This window comes from Bradyrhizobium sp. 604_D8_N2_3 (assembly GCF_051810765.1).
Taxonomy (GTDB): domain Bacteria; phylum Pseudomonadota; class Alphaproteobacteria; order Rhizobiales; family Xanthobacteraceae; genus Bradyrhizobium; species Bradyrhizobium barranii.
Window position 1 is genome coordinate 6,876,976 of record NZ_JBPWPM010000001.1, and the last position, 20,749, is coordinate 6,897,724.

17 protein-coding genes are annotated in these 20,749 nt (G+C 63.4%); 13 read left to right on the forward strand and 4 right to left on the reverse strand.

What is annotated here, in order from left to right:
• Positions 1-60: 60 nt before the first annotated feature.
• The 7 genes from mdcA to AB7245_RS33050 are packed head-to-tail and all read left to right on the forward strand — an operon-like array spanning position 61 to position 6,093.
• The gene (mdcA, locus tag AB7245_RS33020) at positions 61-1,707 is read left to right on the forward strand and encodes a malonate decarboxylase subunit alpha (protein ID WP_231142817.1); all 1,647 of its coding nucleotides are present in this window, start codon (positions 61-63) and stop codon (positions 1,705-1,707) included.
• A 10-nt stretch (positions 1,708-1,717) separates the two neighbouring features.
• Positions 1,718-2,035 (forward strand): malonate decarboxylase acyl carrier protein, encoded by a 318-nt coding sequence (gene mdcC / locus AB7245_RS33025; RefSeq protein ID WP_063981838.1) that lies wholly within the window; start codon positions 1,718-1,720, stop codon positions 2,033-2,035.
• Positions 2,032-2,946, forward strand: a complete 915-nt coding sequence (locus AB7245_RS33030) for a biotin-independent malonate decarboxylase subunit beta (protein WP_063981837.1) — start codon at positions 2,032-2,034, stop codon at positions 2,944-2,946. The genes mdcC and AB7245_RS33030 overlap by 4 nt, the downstream gene beginning before the upstream one ends.
• A complete protein-coding gene (gene mdcE / locus AB7245_RS33035) occupies positions 2,933-3,673 on the forward strand; it encodes a biotin-independent malonate decarboxylase subunit gamma (RefSeq protein WP_063981836.1) in 741 nt (246 codons plus the stop codon). Before AB7245_RS33030 ends, mdcE begins: the two co-directional genes overlap by 14 nt.
• On the forward strand, positions 3,666-4,313 hold the full coding sequence (gene mdcG, locus AB7245_RS33040) for a malonate decarboxylase holo-[acyl-carrier-protein] synthase (RefSeq protein ID WP_231142819.1): 648 nt from the start codon (positions 3,666-3,668) through the stop codon (positions 4,311-4,313). The genes mdcE and mdcG overlap by 8 nt, the downstream gene beginning before the upstream one ends.
• On the forward strand, positions 4,310-5,173 hold the full coding sequence (mdcB, locus tag AB7245_RS33045; RefSeq protein ID WP_063981834.1) for a triphosphoribosyl-dephospho-CoA synthase MdcB: 864 nt from the start codon (positions 4,310-4,312) through the stop codon (positions 5,171-5,173). The genes mdcG and mdcB overlap by 4 nt, the downstream gene beginning before the upstream one ends.
• Complete coding sequence (locus AB7245_RS33050) at positions 5,173-6,093, forward strand: acyltransferase domain-containing protein (protein ID WP_084795019.1); 921 nt, start codon at positions 5,173-5,175, stop codon at positions 6,091-6,093. The genes mdcB and AB7245_RS33050 overlap by 1 nt, the downstream gene beginning before the upstream one ends.
• Here AB7245_RS33050 and AB7245_RS33055 read toward each other — a convergent pair.
• Positions 6,033-7,058, reverse strand: a complete 1,026-nt coding sequence (locus AB7245_RS33055; RefSeq protein ID WP_231142821.1) for a hypothetical protein — start codon at positions 7,056-7,058, stop codon at positions 6,033-6,035. The two genes, AB7245_RS33050 and AB7245_RS33055, sit on opposite strands and share 61 nt — an antisense overlap.
• Before the next feature lie 348 nt (positions 7,059-7,406).
• On the opposite strand from AB7245_RS33055, the gene AB7245_RS33060 reads away from it, so the two are divergent.
• The 4 genes from AB7245_RS33060 to AB7245_RS33075 all read left to right on the forward strand — a co-directional run bounded on the left by AB7245_RS33060 (position 7,407) and on the right by AB7245_RS33075 (position 12,899).
• A complete protein-coding gene (locus tag AB7245_RS33060; protein ID WP_439035404.1) occupies positions 7,407-8,843 on the forward strand; it encodes a hypothetical protein in 1,437 nt (478 codons plus the stop codon).
• Between the two features lie 250 nt (positions 8,844-9,093).
• A complete protein-coding gene (locus AB7245_RS33065) occupies positions 9,094-9,552 on the forward strand; it encodes a hypothetical protein (protein WP_028150787.1) in 459 nt (152 codons plus the stop codon).
• Positions 9,553-9,693: 141 nt separating this feature from the next.
• Positions 9,694-11,430 (forward strand): type I secretion system permease/ATPase, encoded by a 1,737-nt coding sequence (locus tag AB7245_RS33070; protein WP_063986187.1) that lies wholly within the window; start codon positions 9,694-9,696, stop codon positions 11,428-11,430.
• On the forward strand, positions 11,427-12,899 hold the full coding sequence (locus AB7245_RS33075) for an HlyD family type I secretion periplasmic adaptor subunit (protein WP_063981831.1): 1,473 nt from the start codon (positions 11,427-11,429) through the stop codon (positions 12,897-12,899). Before AB7245_RS33070 ends, AB7245_RS33075 begins: the two co-directional genes overlap by 4 nt.
• 55 nt (positions 12,900-12,954) lie before the next feature.
• On the opposite strand, the gene AB7245_RS33080 is transcribed toward AB7245_RS33075, so the two are convergent.
• The 3 genes from AB7245_RS33080 to AB7245_RS33090 form a co-directional block, all read right to left on the reverse strand.
• Complete coding sequence (locus AB7245_RS33080; protein WP_063986186.1) at positions 12,955-13,737, reverse strand: helix-turn-helix transcriptional regulator; 783 nt, start codon at positions 13,735-13,737, stop codon at positions 12,955-12,957.
• 1,096 nt (positions 13,738-14,833) lie between these two features.
• A complete protein-coding gene (locus AB7245_RS33085; protein ID WP_439035405.1) occupies positions 14,834-15,646 on the reverse strand; it encodes a hypothetical protein in 813 nt (270 codons plus the stop codon).
• Positions 15,647-15,683: 37 nt separating this feature from the next.
• On the reverse strand, positions 15,684-17,465 hold the full coding sequence (locus tag AB7245_RS33090; protein ID WP_231142828.1) for a caspase family protein: 1,782 nt from the start codon (positions 17,463-17,465) through the stop codon (positions 15,684-15,686).
• 211 nt (positions 17,466-17,676) lie between these two features.
• Here AB7245_RS33090 and AB7245_RS33095 point away from each other — a divergent pair, with 211 nt between their 5' ends.
• Entirely contained in the window at positions 17,677-18,447 is a 771-nt protein-coding gene (locus AB7245_RS33095) for a methyltransferase family protein (RefSeq protein ID WP_063981829.1), read from the forward strand.
• A gap of 383 nt (positions 18,448-18,830) precedes the next feature.
• On the forward strand, positions 18,831-20,708 hold the full coding sequence (locus AB7245_RS33100) for a caspase family protein (protein ID WP_231142830.1): 1,878 nt from the start codon (positions 18,831-18,833) through the stop codon (positions 20,706-20,708).
• Positions 20,709-20,749: the final 41 nt, after the last annotated feature.

Here is a 20,749-nt window from a genome sequence, read left to right on the forward strand (position 1 = left end):
GGAGGCAATACGCATACATTAGGCCAATCGAAAGCCAACCCCGCATGCCAAGGAGCCGAAATGAGCGATTGGGGTATGCAAAAGGCCGCCCTGGCGGAGCGCCTGGCGGCCGGCGGCCAGCACGCGAAGGGCAAGATGGTGCCCATCGCGAACCTGCCGGCATTTCTGAAGGCGGTGATCCGGTCAGGGGACCGGGTGTGCCTGGAGGGCGATAATCAGAAGCAGGCCGACATCCTCGCCTCGGCGCTCGCGAACCTCGACCCCCAGGATGTCCATGACCTGCACATGGTGCAGTCGGGGGTGGTCCTGCCCGCACACCTCGACATCTTCGACAAGGGAATCGCGCGGCGCCTCGACTTCTCCTATTCGGGCCCGCAATCGGCCCGCATCGCGCGCATGCTGTTCGGCCGCAAGATCGAGCTCGGGGCCGTGCACACATACCTCGAGCTGTTCGCCCGGTATTTCATCGATCTCACGCCGAACGTCGCACTCATCGCGGCGGTGAGCGCCGACAAGGACGGCAATCTCTATACGGGGCCGAACACCGAAGACACGCCGACGGTGGTCGAGGCGACGAGCTACAAGAACGGTCTCGTCGTGGCGCAGGTCACCGAAATCGTCGACAAGGTGCCGCGCGTCGATATTCCCGGCGACCTCGTGCATTTCGTGGTCGAGGCCGGCAGACCGTTCTATGTCGAGCCGCTCTTCACCCGCGACCCGGCCGCGATCACCGAGACCCAGATCCTGACCGCAATGCTCGCGATCAAGGGCATCTACGCGCCCTACGGCGTGCGCCGGCTCAACCATGGCATCGGCTTCAACACCGCCGCGATCGAGCTGCTGTTGCCGACTTATGGCGAGAGGCTCGGCCTCAAGGGCAAGATCTGCACCCATTTCGCGCTCAACCCGCATCCCACGATCATTCCGGCGATCGAATCCGGCTGGGTCGACCAGATCCACTGTTTCGGCTCGGAAGTCGGCATGGAGGATTACGTCGCGGCGCGTTCCGACGTCTTCTTCACCGGGCCCGACGGCTCGCTGCGATCGAACCGCGCCTTCTGCCAGACAGCGGGCCTCTATGCCTGCGACATGTTCATCGGATCGACGCTCCAGATCGACCTCGAGGGCCACAGCTCGACGGTGACGACCAGCCGCATCGCCGGCTTCGGCGGCGCGCCCAATATGGGCTCCGATCCGCGCGGCCGGCGCCACCCGAGCGAACCCTGGCTCAAGGCCGGCGCCGAAGCCGATCCCGACTCCAACGCGGCGCTGCGCCGCGGCCGCAAGCTGGTGGTGCAGATCGGCGAGACCTTCGGTCAGCGCAATGCGCCGCTGTTCGTCGAGCGGCTCGATGCGCTCGACCTGGCACGCGAGCTCAAGCTCGATCTCGCGCCGGTCATGGTCTACTCGGACGACGTCACCCACATCGTCACCGAGGAAGGCATCGCCAACCTCTTGATGTGCCGTAGCAAGGACGAGCGCGAGCAGGCGATCCGCGGCGTTGCCGGCTACACCGACATCGGACGCGCGCGTGATGCGAAGCTGGTCGAACAGCTCAGGCAGCGCGGCGTGATCCGGCGCCCCGAGGATCTCGGCATCGATCCGCTCGACGCCGACCGGCGCCTGCTGGCGGCCCGCTCGATCAAGGACCTCATGCTGGCCTCCGGCGGTCTCTACCGCCCGCCCAGCCGCTTCCGCAATTGGTGAGGAGTTTTGCATGGAAAAGCTCAGCTTCAGACTGACTGCCCCGAGATGCGCCGGCGGCACCCGCCCCCAGGCGATCGTCGGCGTCGTCGCCTCCGGCAATCTCGAGGTCCTGCTGGAACGCGTCTCGCCGGCCGACATGTGCACGATCGACATCGCAACCGCAGCCCATGGCTTCGGCACGGTCTGGGACGCTGTGGTCCGCGACTTCGTCGCCCGCCGCTCTGCCGGAGGCTTACGCATTTCCATCAATGACGGCGGCGCGAGGCCCGACACAGTCGCGCTGCGCCTTGCGCAAGGCGTCCGCAAGATCGAGGAGCCCGAACAATGACAGCGGCCACAGCCGACAATGTTTCGCTGAGCTGGTACGAGGCCAGCGCCCGCCAGCGCATCGACGCGCTCGTCGACGCCGGCAGCTTCCAGGAATTCATCGGCCCCGAGCTGCGCGAGATGAGCCCGCATCTGGCAATCTTCGACCTGCCGGAACAGTTCGACGACGGCATCGTCGTCGGGCGCGGCCGCCTGGACGGCGCGCCCGTGCTCGTCGCGGCGCAGGAGGGACGCTTCATGGGCGGTGCCTTCGGCGAGGTCCATGGCGCCAAGCTCACGGGCCTCTTGCGCGCCGCGCGTGCGCTTCATCAAGACGTACTGATCCTGTTCGACACCGGCGGCGTGCGGCTTCAGGAAGCCAATGCGGGCGAGCTCGCCATCGCCGAGATCATGCGCGCGATCATCGAGGCACGGCGCGCCGGCATCCACGTCGTCGGCCTGATCGGCGGCCGTGCCGGCTGTTATGGCGGCGGCAGCCTGATCGCCGGCACCTGTTCGCACCTGATCGTATCCGAACAGGGGCGGATCAGCGTCAGCGGCCCCGAAGTGATCGAGACCAACAAGGGTATCGAGGAATTCGACTCGCGCGATCGCGCGCTGGTGTGGCGCACGATGGGTGGCAAGCATCGCTACCTCATCGGCGGCGCTGATGCGTTCGTCGACGACGAGGCGCAGGCGTTTCGTCAGGCGGCGGTCGACGCGCTCAAAGCCAACAGGCGATGCGACGTGGCGGTGCTCGAAGCCGAGCAGACGCGCCTCGAGCGGCGATTGCAGCGTTTCGGCGAGGCCGACGACGCCATCGAGATATGGCAGACGCTTAGCATCGACCAGCCGACGGAGATTCCCGCGCTTCCCACAGCCGCATTTCTTCGCGCGGCAGACAACAGGGAGAACGCCGATGACGCTCGATGACATCCTGGCCAGTCTCTTTCCGAACGGCAGCAAGATCGCAACCACGGGCGCGATGATCGCGGGACAGGCGATCCTGCCCGATGGAGGTCGCGTCCACGTGCTCGGCATCACGCAGGGTCAGCCGCTCGGCGTCGACGAGGCGATCGTGCTCGCAGGGCGCGTGATCGAGATCGTCAAATCCGGCGATCGCGCGCCGATCCTGGTCCTGGTGGATTCCGCCAGCCAGCGCATGAGCAAGCGCGACGAGTTGCTCGGCCTCAGCGAGTATCTGTCGCATCTCGCCAAGACCCTGCTGCTGGCCGAAGCCGAAGGACATCGCACCGTCGGACTGCTCTATGGCGGTAGCGCGGCGGGCGCGTTCATCGCCACCGCGCTCGCCACGGCTACGCTGGTGGCGCTGCCCGGTGCGCATCCCGCCGTGATGGATCTGCCGTCGATGGCGCGGGTCACCAAGCTGCCGATCGATGTGCTGAAGGCCAAGGCGGAAGCGACGCCGGTGTTCGCGCCCGGCCTCGACAACATGGTGCAGACCGGCGGCATTCACGCAGTCTGGGATGAAAATACACCTTTGGCGCCGCAGCTTGCCGCCGTGCTGCAACGGCCGCAGGGACAGGACGATCGCGCCCGGCTCGGCGCCGAGCGTGGCGGCCGGCGGAAGGCGGCCGAGATCGCCGATCGGGTTGTCACGCTCGCGGCAGCCGCGCATCAGGGGGCGCCACATGGCTGAAGCCCTCCAGCGCCATACGATGGTGACGGCCTCGGCCACCGGATGGGCGGCCGCGATGAGCCGAAATCCCGCGCTTGCCAGCGAGCCGATCATCGAGGGCTGGGCGCGCGCCGGCCGCCCGCTCGTGGTTCGCAGGCCGGCCTGCAACGATCTCGCAGGCATGATTCCGCTTGGCCTGCCGCTGCCGCCGAGCCACGGCAAGCGGCGTATCGCCGTCGCGCTCGCCCCCGGCGAACTCATCACGCATGCTCCGCCGCCATTGCTGGCGGATGCGGCAACATCGGCGCCGGCGTCGTGGCGCCAGACCATCGACCTGCTCGTCCGCCTTCTGCCGGAGACACGCACATTCGGCAGTCTGGCCTGGCAGCATCTCACCGGCCTGCCCTATCTGTCCGATGGATCGGACCTCGACCTGCTCTGGCCGCTGTCGTCGGCGAGGCACGCGAACACCCTGCCGTCCGACATCGCGCGGATCGCAGAGACGGCGCCGATGCGGCTCGACGGCGAGATCGTCTATCACGCCGGCGGCGTGCAATGGCGCGAGCTGACCGGCGCTGACGAGGACGAAGTCCTCGTCAAGGGCGCGGCCGGCGTTCATGTCACCATGCGTGCGGCGTTTCTCGCGGGTGGCGCGTCATGAATGTCGCGCTGAGATGGCAAGCGCCGCCGCAACGCGCGCTCCGCGCGGAGCAGCTCGGTCATCTCGCATCACTGTGCCTGAAGCTCGAAGTCGAGACCTATCCGAAGCCGGGGCTCGTCAGCCACGTCGACAACGGCGCGCATCGCGATATGGACGCCGGGCTCCTGTGCCGAAGTGCCGACACGCTGGCTCCGTTCTTCCACGACCTCGCAGCCGCGGGCGCCGAGGGCGCCGGCATGGACCGGTTGCGCGCGATCGGGGTTGCGGCGGAGCGCGCGATGTTGGCGGCGACCTCAGGTGTGAACACGCATCGCGGCGCGATCTTCGGACTGGGTCTGCTCTGCGCCGCGGCCGGGTATCGCGGCGCTCTCGGCATTCGCAAGCCGCTCGGCGAATTGGTGTCGCAACGTTGGGGCGACGCCATCTACGCAGGCCCGATATCCCTGCGTAGCCACGGCGCCGTGGCGTCACGTCGCTACGGCGCCGGCGGCGCCAGGGCGGAAGCGGCTTGTGGCTTCCCCTCCGTCTATGACATCGCCCTTCCCGCGCTGCATGCGGCGCGGACGCTCGCGCCTCGGGATGAGGAGGCGGTCCGGGTTCAGACCTGCATGGCGCTGATCGCAGATGTTGCCGACACCAATCTGTTGCACAGGGGCGGAGTTGACGGATTGCGCTTCGCGCAGGCTAGCGCATCCGCATTCCTTGCCGCAGGCGGAATCGGTTGCCCAGGCTGGCGCAAGCACGCCGACGGCATTCACCAGGCGTTCGTCGCGCGCAATCTCAGTCCGGGCGGATCGGCAGATCTGCTCGCCATGGCTCTGTTTGTGGACGCTCTCTTCGTCGATCGGCTGGCCCCCTGATGCTTGCACTGCTCTGCGGCGGACAAGGCACCCTGTCGGACAATATCTTCGATCTTGTCGCCGATCGGCCTGCTGCGGAATCGGTCTTCGCCGCTGCGACCGCTTGTCTCGGCGAAGATCCGCGGAAGTTCATCAGGACGCGTCGCGCGGACGAGCTGTCCGCCAACCATGCCAGCCAGATCCTAACCGTCACATCGGCGCTCGCGATCCACGCCTGTATCGCGGACTTGCTGACTGAGGGCACCGCTGTCACGGGCTACAGCGTCGGCGAGATGGCGGCCTGGAGCGTTGCGGGAATATGGACCGCCGCCGAAGCGTTGCGACTGACCGATATCCGCGCCCGATTGATGGACGGCGTGGCGGGGCCGGATGGGCGGCTCGGCTATGTCCGCGGGCTCGAACGAGCCACGCTCGAACACCTGCTCGAGACGCACCGCTGCGAGATCGCAATCAGGAATCCCGGCCTTCTTGTCGTGGTTGGAGGCGCGGAGTGCGATGTCATCGCCCTCTGTCAGGAGGCGACGACACAGGGCGCCGCCCGCGCCGGTCTTCTCGCCGTCAAAATCGCCTCGCATACGACGCGTCTCGAACCGGCCTGCACGCCCTTGCAGCAAGCGCTTGCGACCAGCAGACGCGCTCCTGTCGCAGACCAACGAACCCTCCTCGCAGGGGATGGCGGCGAGCGCATCTTCTCCGTGACCGATGCGACAGCAAAGCTCGCATGCCAGATCGCGCGCCCGATCGACTGGGCGGCGACGCTGGAGGCTCTCGTAGAGCTCGGGGTCGATCAAGTCCTGGACCTCGGTCCAGGACACGCGCTTGCCGAGATGACGCAAGGCTTCCATCCATCGATCCGCTGCTACGCCGCCGACGGATTTCGCACGATCGATGGTCTGCGAAATTGGGTTGTTTCCGAATAGGCAGGGCGCCCGGCGGCTCGCGATTGAGCGAACGCATGAAATTTCTCGAGAGAACTCGCCCTCGACAAGAGAAGCCTCCAGATACTCACCGCGATCGGTGCTGAAAGCTGTGGTGTTGAGCGACGCCAGGCATTGCCCCATAAGCCCTGTTGGACCCAAACCAGGGAGCCGCGCCGCCAGGGAGCTCGAGGCCCATTCTGCCTGCTGGCGTCAACTCGCCGCTGGCAAGCGAATAATAGCTGGGGCAGCAGCGCGGCCCACCGAATGGTTAGACTCGCGCTCAAGACGGAGACAAGCCCCAAAGCCATCAGCAGCATGCCAAGCCAGGTCCAAACCCGTCCGTCATCGCCCGCCTCTGCGGCGGAAAAGGCGAGCGGCGCCGCCGAGGCGGCAACCACGTCACTGGCGGCTGGCGCCGCAGCAAGGAGTGCCTCCACGTCGACCTGGCGCGGCGTGATCTCGTCGGCCGTGAGCCGGTCGCGTTTGGAAAGGGGGGCCGGCGACGCGCGGGTTGCGATCCCGGTGGCGAGGACGGGACTGGCATCAACCACCTGCGCGGGCACGGACGGGCTCGGCCGGGACGTATCCGCAGGTGCGGAGCGCGGCAGCTCCGCGCGCGCATCCACCACCGTCTTCCGCTTGCGCGCCGCGGTCTGGTTCTCTTCGGCCGCGGCGACACGATGTTTGGTGGCGCGTTGCTGAACCAGCTTCTTCGCCCTCTCAGTTCCTTCGGCGATCTGGAACCAGCATCTGCGCTGGCCTTCCACCCGATAGACCCAGTGCTGGCCATCGGCGGTCGACTTGCCGGGCCGCGTCAAGCACTCTGCTTCCGCGGAAGCGGGCGCAGGGGCTGTGGCGGGACCGGCATTGAAGAGTTCGGAAAGAGGCGTCGAAAACGCGGATGATGTCGAGAGACCTGCAATAAGCGTAAAAGCGGCGCAATAAACTCGCAAATGACCGGACATGGAAAACCCCGGTGTTGCGCCCCTGCCCGGACGGGAGCGTTGGCCGTGACCTAGGTCGCAATGCGACTTAAATCCGGCAACGCCGTGGATTCATTTTGGCCGCAGGCGATCTGGCCGTCAGCTCGATTGTCCATTTTCGCCATCCCCTCAAGGTCGCACTTTCAAGCATCGGCCCACGCAAAGTTGCAAAGGCTGTTTACCCGAACGGATGTAGCCGATGTTACGGGTGCCAGACGAAGCGCTATATCCGAACTGACGACTGGGCATTCGACCTTCCCGGGATGACAGTCTGTCCGGAGTGCAGAACCCGTCCGATCGCGCGGAGCGATTGCGATGAGGGAGGCTACGATGGATTTTTCGCGGATGTCGGATGGAATCCGGCTGCATCACGCCTCCCATCGCCACGATGGGTACGATGGTGACGACGAAGCGGGTCCGGCACCGAGCGCACCGTTCCTGACTGACGCGGTTGGCGGTGGCGCCCTGGTCCATGGTCCCCGCCCGTTTGCAGGTCAATTTGCAGATTCTGGAGCGCACCCCGCGAGCGCGGACACCCAGCATCATGACTCCGACCCGATTCAATCCAAACATCCCACGTCGGTGGGCGACACGGGCGGCCACGTCGGCAACCACGCTGCGGCGGGCCTGGATGCTTCGTCCACCACGCCCGCTTCCGGCGCATCACATCCCGGTATGGGCATTGCTGCGGTCGAGAGCGGAGCCAACACGGCCGGAAACGGCGGAGATGGCTACTTCTACGGAAGCATCATTCACGCGTCCCTGTTGATCTATCAACCGATCAACATCTCGGTGAGCTTGGGATACGGCTCGGTCGCCCTGGCCAACCAGTCCAACAATTTGAATGTCGATCAGTCCGCTTTTCAGATGGCCGGCGTCGGCGGCCATGGCGGCAATGACAACATTGCATCGGGAGGCAGCGTCAGTACGTCCTTAGGCGCCGGCGTGATCGCGAGCGGTGACAACGGCGCCGGAAACGGCGGCAGCGGCTATTTCTCGGGTGCGATCGTGGACGCTCCCGTGGTGATCTATCATCCGATCAATATTGCGGTGGCGGCCTCGGGCGGCACTGCGCATGCAAGTCAATCGAACACGGTGGATATCGATCAATCGGCCACTCAGATCGCGGGCGTCGGCGGAAGTGGCGGAAATGGCAATTTGGCCGCCGGCGGCAGCGTCATGACGCTCGACCCCAGCTGGGGATCAAGCAACGGAGGCGGCGTCTTTGGCGTTCAAACGGGCGGAAGCCAGGCCGGCAATGGCGGTGACGGCGTGTTCCACGGTGAACTCGTCCATACCTCGTTTGTAATGTACAACCCGATCAACATCGCAATCGCGGGCTATGGCTCCAGCACTTACGCGGTCCAGATAAGTGATGTCTCCGTGGATCAATCCGCGGTTCAGATCGCTGGCATTGGCGGGCACGGCGGCAACGACAACGCCGCAGCGGGTGGCCATGCAAGCCTTCTCTCCCATAATCTGTGGGGCGGCTCCGATACGATCGCGACCGGTTCGAACAGCGCAGGCAATGGCGGCAACGGCTATTTTGCCGGCAGTCTGATCGACGTCAGCGTGGCGATCTATGCACCCATCAACATCGCAATCGCAGGTCCCCATTCGACGGCCGTAGCCGATCAGGTCAACAACGTGCACATCGACCAGAGTGCGGTCCAGATCGCCGGCGTTGGCGGGGACGGCGGCCACGGCAATCTCGCACTGGGTGGCGATGCCGCGCATCTCTTGTCGGATATTCACCTGGTGGCATAACGAAACGTCGCATCGCTCGCATAGCCGATCGCATCGCGGCACGCGCCGTCGCCACTCTTCGCATGCAAAGCCCGCGCAGAGGCGCCTCTCCTGACGAAATGTCGTACTTTCGTACGTAGGCCCACCAAACCGGATGGTGTCCGATTTGACATCTATCGCCATCGCGCGTGGGCGGACCAGACTTGCCGCGCGCGTCCGCCTGATCGGGATGGATGTTGCACGACAGCCAACAAACCGACGGAGGCCTCAAATGATGCCAAAGGCAATCAACATCTCGGATACGATCAAAGTCAAATCGATCGACACCGGTGGTCAAAGTGCCGGAAATGGCGGCGACGGTACTTTCAAGGGAGCCATCATCAGCAAGCCGACTGTCAACTACGATCCGACCAACAAGGCGGAAGGTGCCGACGTGCACGTGAACACCGGCGATCACGTCAAACAGACGGCGGATTGGGATGCCGGCGGCGCAAACGCCAAGGCCTCGTATTTTTCGAAGGCCCATGGCGGAGACGCCGAGTCGAATGGAAGCCAAAAATCCTACAGCGGCTACGATACCTCCAAGGTCTACGCCAATACGGATGCCACCCAGATCAACAAGGTCATGGTGGACCAGCACCAGGAAGTTGTGGCCGGCATCGGCGGCGATGGCGGAGACGGCAACTTCGCATGGGGTGGCGGAGTGACCTTCCATCTCGATACGCTCTAACCAGCCGCTCGTCCGACTGGCAGGACCGGCGGCCGCGGCCGCCGGTCCTGGATTTCACGCCAATGATCTACCGATGCCGTTGCCGGATTGCGTTGGCCATCGGTCAAGCGCGCCGGACCTCGATTTCAGGCGGTGACGATCATGCTGATGCCGCCCATTCGGTTGCCTATCCTGCCGCAGATCGGGACGCCACTGCACGCGGCACTCCGGTCCTGCGCGGGACCGCTCGGTCTCGTATTCGCGTATAGCTGCAGCTACAACCTGCTCCTGTTTGCGCCCTCCATCTATCTTCTTCAGATCTACGACCGGGTGTTGTCGAGCCGGAGTGGCGACACCTTGCTCCTGCTCACGCTCATTGTCGCGATCACTGTGGTCGTCGGCGGCGTGTTCGATGCATTGCGGCGCGCCGTCCTGGGACGCCTTGGCGCCTGGCTCGACGATCGCCTTCGTCCTTGCGTACTTTCGGCCGGCCTCGAATCGGCGCTTCGCAGCGATTGGACGCAAGCGTCGGGCGCGTATCGGGATCTCACCGTGCTGCGCCAGTTCGTCGAGTCCGGCGCATGTCCGATGCTGTTCGACGCGCTCTGGGCGCCCCTGTTCCTCCTTGTCCTCTTTCTGATCCATCCCCTGCTCGGCGTGGTGGGCGCCTGTTGCGTCGCCTTCCTGTTCGCGCTCACGGTTGCCGGAGAGCTGGTCACCGAAGACGTTCTGCTCAGATCCGGCGCCGCGCTGTCCAGAAGCTGCGGCCGCCTCCAGACTGCAGCGAGCAACATCCACATGATCCGCGCCATGGGAATGTTCGATAGCGCTGCGCGCATGATCCACCGTGACGCGCAGCACGCCCGCAGAGAGCACGATGTGGCACTCCGGCGAGGCGAGATCGTCTCGCTGGCCACCAAGCCGGTTCGCGCGCTGTCGCAGGTCTTGATCATGGGGGCTGCCGCATGGCTTGTCCTCGATCACGGGAAGAGTCCGGCCATCATCTTTGCTGCCACGCTGATGTTCAGCCGGGCGCTCGCGCCGGTCGAAAGTGCGGTCGCAGGCTGGAAATCACTCGTGACGGCCGTGAGCGCCTGTCAGCGGCTCGGCGCACTTCTCGCCGCATTCCCCGCCGCCCGGCAGCAGAGCGCGGAGGTTTCTCCGCTGCAGGCGCCAAGCGGCCTCGTCGTCGACAATGTCGGCGTGAGGCTTGCGGGGACCAGCCATCTTCTGCTGAACGGTGTCTCGTTCACCCTCATGCCCGGAGAATGCCTTGGCATCATCGGTCCGTCCGGATCAGGCAAGTCCTTGCTCGGCCAGGTGATCGCCGGGCTGTCGATGCCAACGCATGGCCGTATCCTCCTCGACAATACCGACGTCTCGCTGCTTCGCGAGGGCCGAAGCGGCGACCGCCTCGGATATCTCCCCCAGGACATCAACCTGCTCGGCGACACGATCAACGACATCATCGCACGCCTTGAAGATGCCGACCGGCGGAAGGTCATCGAAGCGGCCAAGCTCGTCGGTATCCATGGGGCGATCATGGGCCTGCCGCTGGGGTACGACACGGTGGTTCAGAGCGAAGCAACCTTCTCGCGCGGGTATCGGCAGCGCCTCGGTCTCGCCCGCGCCTTTTTCGGCAGTCCACGCCTCGTCGTTCTCGACGAACCCAACGCCAGCCTCGACTATGGGGGCGAGCGAATGCTCCTGGATGCCATCGAGCGCATGAAGCTCGCAGGCGTCATCCTTGTCGTCGTCACCCACAGGATGGGTCTCCTCGCCGCCACGGACAAGATTGCCATCATGGAGGGCGGTGCGGTCGCCGCGTTCGGCGACAGCGAGGACATCTTTGAACGGCACCTGAGCCGACCCCAGGTTACTTCGCAGATAGCGCCATGATCTGGAACTCTCTCACCGTCTGGAAGCTTCCCGCCGTCTCGAGACTTCCCATGGTCTGGGACCAGCTCATGCGAGCGCCGGCGAGCCCGCTGCCCGCCCGGCGATCTGGCGTCGTGGTGACCGCAATCGACGATTTCGAGCCTCTGGAATTTCCATGGTGCTCGACGCCCACGCCGACCTCTCCGCGTGGAAGGCTTCGCGGTATCACCGTCGCGGGCAATCTGCTGGTGCTCTGCTTCATGCTGGGGCTTGGGACATGGGCGAGCCTCGCGCCGCTCGAGAGCGCCGCGATCGCGTCCGGCGTCGTGGAATCGGAATCGAGCCGCAAGACGATCCAGCATCTGGAAGGCGGTATCATCAGGAAGATCCTGGTTTCGGATGGCGATATCGTGCGCAGCGGCCAAACGCTGATCGAGCTGGACGACACCCGGGCCGGCTCGGAGATGCAAAGCCTCCAAGGCCAATTCTGGGATGCCGCTGCTCGTGCCGCACGGCTTCAAGCCGAGCAGCAGAGATTCGAGAGGATCGCAATCCCGGACGCGCTGGAACAGGACAGCAGGCAGAGCGAGGTGGCGGCCGCCGCGGTGTCGGCGCAGCAATTCATTTTTCAGGCACGCCTCCAGGTTCACGAGTCGCAGCTTGCGGTCATTCGCGAACGAAGGCGTCAAGTCGAGAAGGAGATCGAAGGTCTCAAGGCTCAGGAAACCGCCACCGGGCAACGGGTCGACATCGTTCGGGAGGAACTGGATATGGTCGCGACCCTCGTCAACAAGGGACTCGAACGGCGGCCACGGCTGCTGAACCTGCAGCGGGAGCTGGCCGACGTTGAGGGCCGCCGCGGCGAGATCGCCGCGCAGATTGCCCGCGCCGGGCAGGTCATCAGCGAACAGCAGGCCACCTTGTTCAAGCTCGAGAGCGAGAGGCAGAACGAGATCGCACAGTCGCTTCGTGAAGCACAGAACCAGATATTCCAACTCCGCGAGCGGTTGCTTGCGGCCAGAGATCAGCTATCGCGAACGGAGATCAAGGCGCCCGAGGACGGCGTGATAACCGATCTGCGGGTTCATACGGCCGGCGGCGTCATCGGAGCGGGCGCTCCGCTCATGGACCTGGTGCCCCGGCAAGACCGTCTCATCGTGACCGCGCGCCTGAGGCCCGAGGACATCGATGTGGTTCATCCCGGCCTCAATGCCGAGGTTCAACTCGTACCGTACAATCAGCGTCGCGTGCCTCGCCTGAAGGGAACCGTCGTGCACGTATCCGCAGACCGGCTGCTCGACAAGCGTACCGACCAGCCATACTACGCGACCAGGATCCGGATCGACGACGGACAGATCGTCGCGAACGACATCCAGATCGTCCCCGGCATGCCGGTTCAGGTGTTCATCACGACGGGGCGCGGCACCGTGGCTCTCTACGCGCTCAGGCCCCTGCTCGACAGCTTCCGTGGTGCATTCAGAGAGGACTGAAGCGCGATGAGATTGGGGTGAATCGTCATCGCGCCTTCCGGGTCCGGATCATGCATTAGGTCTCCGGCATGAGAGCCACGCCGGGGACGTGATCGCGACTCGGCGCGGGCAACCGGCCGCGCCAGCGGAGCACGGCCTCCGTGCGATTGTGCGCGGCACATTTCCTCATGATATGCTGAATGTGCATTTTGACCGTGCTTTCCGACAGGCCCAATTTGGCGGCGATCAGCTTGTTGGGCAGGCCGAGCTCCAGTTCCGCCAGAACCTGTTGCTCACGAGGCGTGAGATCGGTCACGCTCCTGTCGATAGCCACTCTGGCTCCCTCGTTCATCAGATATGCGGGCGCGAGCCCGCGCGCATCCGGCGGCTCGAAATCCGGTATCCTGTTCATCCCGGCCACAGGCAACGGCCTGTAGGCGCCGCCGACGAGAACAAGGCGCAGGCCGGCTATGGCGATCTCGATCGGTAGCGAGGTGGAAATAAAGCCGCGCACGCCCCGCTGCATCGCGGCCTGCACGGTCGGCTCGTCCTCGTGGTTTGACAGGACCACAGTGGCGGCGTTGGGACAACACTCCGCAACGAAGGCGAGATCATCCTCAACCGAGGGATCGCCGATGGGCTTGTCCGCGATACTCAGCATCACCAGACGAACATCGCGGGCTGACGTGCAGTCCAGGCCTTGGACCGATGCCATGTCAAGGATCTCAAGTTCGTCCAGCTCCCGCCTGAGGACGTGCAGAATGCATGTACGAGGCAACAGGAGCGGCTCGATGATCACCAGAACCGGCAAGTGAAGCGATTCATTGAGCCGTTTTGAAGCGTTGGTTATGTCGTGCATGATGTCCTCGAGATGAAAAGAACCTCCGCGATATTCCCATTCCGTATTGCGTCTCCCCTGCTCCTGCATTCAACCTGAATGCAGCATCACGAGAGCGGCGCAGTGCCGCCGCTAGTGCCAAATCCACTGCGGGGTCACCTGGCGCCTGGGTGGAAATTCTTTCCGCTCAAATCATTTCGACGCGCACCACGCCGTGGCGCAGTCGACGCATTCCCTCAATTGCAGATGTTTCGATACGCGGTTGACGCCGCCGACCCTGATTTGCCGTCGACGACATATGCTTCATCCTCCTTCACGAGATACAGGAACGGCCTCTCGCCAGTCTCGCCGCCTGACGCGCTTCTTCCTTTCACGCGGCCGCAAATCGTATCCACGGGGCGTCCAAACATGTTCTTTCGCATTGCGCGCTTCACGTCGCTGAGTTCGACCGTTTCCGGCCCCCTCATCTGCGTCGCGATCGCAACCTTCGCCTTGTCCAGAGCAGGGTCCGGCATTTCCGCGGGCCGTTCGGATGCCGGGACGCTGATGCTCGTCCGCGGGGACGCCGCTTTGGCAAGGTCGGTCGATCCGCGTTTCTTCGGAGATTTCGGAGATGATGTCTTGCCGGGCCTTGCCGGCGTTGCGGAACTCGATCTGACAGCCGCAGGCTCTTGCGCCAACGCCGTCGGCATTGGCTGCGCGGGTTGGGCGACAGCGAAACAGGGTCGTGACGCGCATCCGAGGAAGTACCCTCGGGAAGGCGCAAACCAGCCAAAGCCGATCAGGACTCCCGCCAGCACTCCGACAAAAAGCAGTCCCATCCGATTCCCCTCCTCCGGGAGCTCGGCTCGCACTCGTAACTAGGACTAATTCCGCGCTGGTGATCTATCTGTTGCGCAAAAGCATTAAGCGCCCATTAAGCGCGCGCCGTTGTCCGGCCCATGCCTGGATGGGCGGATTAGATCGGGCTCCAGACCCGTGCCGAAATGACCGCGCCGATTGCCACAATGTAGTCGTTTTTCTGAATTCGGCGGAGATCGCCACGCGAGGAGGACGTTCCCCCGCTTCGGACACGCGATCTGCAGGACGACGGCGACTTCGGCGGTCGGCCGACGACTTATCCGCCAAATCGCTTGATCAGCTTTGAGCCCTTGGCTGCATCGATCTGCTGGCCAGTCAAGTCGGAGCCGGCGCTCAATCCTTTCGTCATGAGGTTCTTGACGCGTTGCGCCGCCTGCTTCTCATTGGAATAGTCGATCTCGACATGATCGAGGCTCATCAGATGGCCAAGCTCGTGAGCCCAGGCGCGTCCATTGGCGTGGTCATTGCCATACCACTGGACGAAGCTTGCCGGCTCGGGTTCGCTATTGGGGTATGAACTTCCGCCGGCGGATAGATTTTCAATCGAATTGACGATGTAGATGTGGATGGCATTGTCCGGATCGTGCCGAGAGGCAAGAACACCCAGCAATCGCTGATCATTGCTGCGCGCGCTCTTTGCCATGTCGAGCGGCTTCTCCATCAAGCAATCGCTGATCACGAACGCGATCTTGGCCTTTGACCAGATCGTATTGACCACGTCGAGCGCCTTCTTGGCCGTGTCGCTGCTCCATTGCCCGGGCTCAACGCCCCCCCTGTCGGCAAATGGCGTGATGTAAATCCTCAACGGAATGGGCATCAGCTTCTCCGAAGTCCGAAATTCCAATCGTGAGCGGTTTGTTTGACCCTTGTTAGCCACAACGGCGACTAACGAGCCACGTTTCGCCCGCCTCGTCGACTGAACGTGAATCGGGTCAGACGAGCATGTGCCCCTGGTGCGTGGGTCGGCCAATCCAGCTGGAAAATGTGTCGCGAAGACCCGGAAGTCTCCGCAAGGAAAGACTGGGGCCGGGCTTACGTTCAGAATGGCCGATGCAGACTCGAACGGCATGCTTGAACACGGCGCTACACGATATCGGCTGAAATCTTCAAGGCAGGAAGAACATGAATGGCATTCCGCCGCCTTCCGGCTTGTTGCTTGCGCTGGCCTCGGGTCTTGCGGGTCTTGCAGGAGCAGCCTCCCTCTCCCTTCGTTCAAGTCTTGCGGACGGGGCCTGACGGACCTTGCGCTTCTCGCATTCATCGTCGCCATTCAGAAAGTAACCCGCAGCGCAGGCAATCTTGACACAACGATCGCCGTCGCGCTTTAGGCCGGATCCGCAAATCAAAGGACAAACCCGCGCCGCCTTGAGCTTGATCGCATCGAGCGCATCGGCGCTCGCGGTCTTGGTATCGAACTTGGTGCCGGCGCTTTGATTGAACAGCTCAAGCGAGCGCCGCGACGCCGCATCCCACTCCCCACTGGCCGATCCCGTGAGGCAGCCGACCCGGCGCAATTCGCTTTGCACCGATTTTGCCAGCTCAGCTGGCGAAGGTGGCGGCACGGGAGCCTGTGGATTGGGGAGCGCTGCCACTTTTGTGTCCGTGTTTGCCTTCGCCTCTTGCGGCTGCCCTGTTGCTGATGGTGCGGCGTTCTTCGCGGCAGGTGCCGTTTCAGCCGCGACACGCCTTTGTTCGGCTTGAGCAGCCTGATGCTGCGCGGTTTCCTTGGCGGCCTCGGCGGCGGCCCGAGCTTCCTGCGCTGCCTTCAGATCCGACGCCGCCTTGGCAAGTTGCATCTGTTGTGCGCCCTCGTTGACGAGCCGCGCCTGCTCCTGCTCGGCCTGACGCGCCTTTTCGGCCGCAGCAACACGCTTCTCCTCCGCATCGATTTTGGCGAGCTGAAGCTTTGCGAGACTTGCGTAGTAACCATCCGGATACTGGACGATGAAGAAGTTCAGTGCATCCTTGTTGCCAACCTGCAGCGCGAGCTCGTAGTCGCGCCGTATTTCGGATCGCAGCGTTGGCGATGGAGCAGCTTCCTTCGCGGCCTCCTTGGCTGGTTCTCCGGCTGGTTCCCTGGTTGGCCCCTTGGCTGTTTCCTTGGCGGGCACCAGCGGCACGTCGTCGCCGCCAAGCGTGCCGTAAACATAGGGCTCCTGCCGATTGCCCGTTGCTTTCATGACGTCATCGCGAACGAAGCCGAACACCCTGCGCAAATCCAGACCCGGAGTCCCGATATATTTGACCAATGCGGCAGCGTAGGGACTGTTCTTGCTGTTGCCGTCCGACGCTGTCGAGCCAGCCTTGGCGGCGAAGGCAACCAGAGTATTCGCCGTCGCCGGCTCAATTCGGGCAAGGCCCCGGCTGATGGACCGCGAGCCGACCGTCCGTTTCATCTTTTCGGAGAAAGGATTGTTGCGGCAAGCGTCGAGGATCACAAGTCGCAGCTGCCTTGCAGGTTCAATGGCCAGCATGACACGATCGAGCGAAAACGCCTCATCGTACACATCCGTATCGCGCTCAAGGGTGGCGTCGACCGGGATCAGGTAGTTCGTACCTTCGATCTCCATACCATGACCGGCGTAGTAGATAACGGCCACATCTGCGTCGCGAGCCTGATCGGCAAAATCGCGCAGCGTGCGCCGCATCTCGATCGCCTGAAGATCCCGGCGGGTTTGCACAACGTCAAAACCTGCGTTCTTTAGTGTCGCCTCGACAATCGCAGCGTCATTGACGGGATTCGAAAGTGGCGCCGCGTTTTTGTAGGCAGAATTGCCAATGACAAGTGCGACGCGATTCCCCGCCCATGCCGGCTGACAGAAGAAGAGCAGCAGCACAGGAAGAAGGAACAAGATTCGGCGCAAATTCACGAATCCGTGCAAACCCATGGCAGTACTACTGTTTAATCATGCGCTTTATCATTCGTGTCGCCACGACAGGTTCGGTTCAATGACAACTCGACGATCCGGAAGGTCCGCGGAATGTGGAACCGCATGGGACCGGTTGGTGTGGCCGCGCCCGGAGATGTGGCCAGCCAATTGACCTCTCCGGAGGCCTGGCGTCTAGTGAGGCAGATTTTGAGCGAGCGAGATCACTGCTGTGACTGACGCGAAGGTCGGCCAGGAGGGGACAGCCAGGAACCGGATCGCCGGCGGCGTCAATCCATGGCTGGACTGGACCTCCAGGGTGGCCATCGTGATCGTCTATGGCGGGTCTGCTCTCATTGGCGCCGCCAGCATCCATCGCCTTCCGTTGGGCAGCGTGGACAACTTGCTGATGATCGCAGCCAGCATTGCCAACGTCCTGTTCCTCGGACTCGTTGCACTGACAACCATGACTCGGCTGGTCCCGACAATGAAGTCGAAGGGCGTTGAGATGCGGGTCTCGGCCTTGCTGGGCGCATTTCCGACCGTCGCACTCGCTTTTCTTCCGAAGGCAGAGCTCGGCCCGATCTGGTCGGCTCTGTCCACGACGTTGATCCTGGTGGGGATCTCGCTTTCTATCGTGGTACTCCGCTGGTTGGGCAAATCCTTCAGCATTCTACCGGAGGCGAGGCGCCTTGTGACGGAAGGGCCTTATCGAGTCGTCCGGCATCCCCTCTACCTATGTGAGGGGATTGCGTTGGTCGGTGTCACACTTCAGGTCCTTTCACCACTTGCCGTGCTCATCGCCATCGTGGTTGCGATGATTCAGTGCCGACGAATGATCAACGAAGAGCGGATTCTAAGACTGGCCTTCCCTGAATATGACGTCTATGCCGCGGCAACGCCTTTTCTGATCCCTGCAGGTCTGATCCCCGCGAGACTCGGGCGGCGAGCTCATCAGGCCGGACCGGAGCTCTCGACCAAGGCGATCGATCCGCACGCCTGACACCGCTCTTCACGTCTCCTCGATGTGCGGCTCAGCGGAACTCGAGTTCGAACCAAGCCGGAGGCCTTGTGCCGCGCTGCCACGAGCAGCCCCCAGAAAAATAACCGTTTTATATCAATATCTTATTTTGTGATCGCGCCCTCAGCAGAGCACTGGCGGGCGCCTATCATCCACATGAATCGGCGGACAGCGCCCGGCGCAATATCTTCCATGCCTTTTGAACGCGTCCGCATTTCGCAACAACACATAGGAATGGATCGGGCTCGAGTTTGGTACTGTATGCAGATAGGCAGCCGCCGGTAGCGTACGAATTCCAAAAGTCATTTCTTATGCGGCCATCTTCGCGACGTCACCATTCTACGGGCATAGGTTGGGTGTTCGCCATGAGAGTGTACAGGCACCTTCGAGTTTTGCTTCTTCTCGCCGCTTCGCTGTTCCTGGCCTGTCAGCCAGCCTGGGCGACAAAGCGCGTGGCTTTGGTGGTCGGCAATGCCAACTATCAAAACGCCCCTCTGCTCCCAAACCCGGCCAACGACGCTGCGGCCATCACCGCAACCTTGAAGGGGGCAGGTTTCGATGTGGTTGACTCAAGACTTAACCTCGCCGCGACCGATATGCGGCGGGCCTTGAGAGAATTCGCCGATCAGGCCCGCAATGCCGACATAGCCCTGGTGTACTACGCTGGCCACGGTATCGAGATCGACGGGACAAACTATCTGATCCCGACCGACGCCAGACTCGAACGTGACACGGACATCTATGACGAAGCATTCTCGCTCGACCGCGTCCTGCTGGCGATTGAGCCTGCGAGGCAACTACGCGTGGTGATCGTCGACGCGTGCCGCAACAATCCGTTTGCCGACTCGATGAAACGTACAGTTGCCTCGCGATCGATCAGCCGCGGACTGGCCAGGGTCGAGCCCACCGTCTCCAACACGCTGATCGCGTTTGCCGCGAAAGCGGGACTGACCGCACTCGATGGCAACAGCCAGAATAGTCCGTACGCGACGGCTCTCGTGAAGTACATCGCAAAGCCGGGGCTCGACTTGCGAAGGGCTTTCGGCTTCGTCCGCGACGATGTCTTGCAAGCCACGGGCAACCGACAGGAGCCCTATGTCTACGGCTCGCTCGGCGGCGAAGACGTTGCGCTTGTTCCGGCTACCAAGGCCGAGGAGCCGGTACAGGCGGCCAACCCCCAGTCGGAAATTCGACGTGATTACGAATTGGCCTTGCAGCTCCGCAACAAGCCTGCTCTGAACGCGTTCCTGACCCAACATCCGGACGGATACTACTCAAATCTGGCCAAGCTGCAGCTCAATCAGCTCGACGCCGAGGACGCACGTGTCGCGGCCACGGCGAAAGCGCAGGAGGCCGAGCAGCAGCGAGCTCGCCTGATGTCCCAGGGCGCCCAGCGTGCCGACCAGGAGAAGGCGGCCGCGGAGCTGAAGGCTGCGGAAGAGGCCCGGATTGCGGCCGAGAAGACGAAGCAAGCGGCGCAGGAGCAAGCCGCCGAGGCGGAACGGAAACGTATTGCGTCCGAATCTACAATCGTCGCTGCACTCTCCGGGAATAAGCCGGCTGTTGAGAGTACCGTCGCGGATAACCCAGCGGCCGCTACGCCCGCTGAGGACAGCAAGACGCCCAAGCTTGCCGCGCTGAGCGACGAGCCGCGCCAGACCGATATCGCAAAGGCCGATCTCTCCAAGTCCGTAGATATCGCCAAGTCTGTACAAGGCGAATTGAGCCGCGTCGGCTGCTTCACCGGCGCCGTCAATGGCCAATGGAATGCGGCCTCACAGCGCTCGTTGGCTCTCTTCAACCAGCACGCGGGAACCAAATTCGACGCCAAGCTCGCAAGTCTCGACGCGCTTGACGCAATCAAGCTCAAGCCGTCCCGGGTCTGTCCCCTGATCTGTGATCATGGCTACAAGGCCGACGGTGACCAGTGCAGCAGGATCACCTGTGCCGAGGGTTCGTTCCTCAACGACGACAATGAATGCGAGAAGCGACGCGGGAAGAAACCGGTCGCAAAGCGCAACACGGACGAGCGTCCGTCACGTGCGGATCGTTCGGCCCGCGAGAGGCCGGCGCCGGCAGCCGACGTTCCGCGGCGACAAGCAACTGCGAGGTCCGGCGGCGGCGGTGGTCAGGTCGTTTGCGATCAATCTCTGTGCCGTCAGGTCCGTAGTGGCTGCCACCTCGAATACCGTGGCGGCGGCGGCCCCGGGGGCAACGTGGGTAATGTCGAGTCCTGCAACTAGCAACGCGCAAGGCTGCCACGGCGTCATGGAAGGCCAGGAGG